The 352-nt window shown below is 42.6% G+C and carries 1 protein-coding gene; it reads right to left on the bottom strand.

Translation table 11 applies throughout. The features are described 5' to 3' along the window. A partial coding sequence (locus tag AAEY78_RS12395; RefSeq protein ID WP_352339642.1) for a transposase occupies positions 1-352 on the bottom strand: 352 nt, incomplete at both ends.

A 352-nucleotide genomic window follows, 5' to 3' on the forward strand; every position in this document is an offset into this window, starting at 1 on the left:
ATTTTGCACTTACCATTAGCAAGCAGTCGCTCATACTGCGCCTTAATATCAGGATTATGCTTAATGGCGACTAGCGCTGGCATATACAGTTTGGCTCTGATATCACTTGAGCCGTTCTTTGCTAAGCGAGACTTGCCTTTAAATAGCCCTGATTCACTATGTTTGGGAACTAAGCCTAAAAAGGCGGCCATTTGTGACGCTTGACTAAACTGCTTATTATGCATCAGCGACACCATCTGCTTTGAGACAACAGGGCCGACGCCTTTAATAGTTTGTAGTAGATATTGGTCTTGCTTTAAATTGGGATGACCATCGATATGGTCATCAATATCACCATTGAGCTTAACAATGG

It is taken from the genome of Psychrobacter sp. 16-MNA-CIBAN-0192 (genome assembly GCF_040309565.1).
Classification (GTDB): Bacteria; Pseudomonadota; Gammaproteobacteria; order Pseudomonadales; family Moraxellaceae; genus Psychrobacter.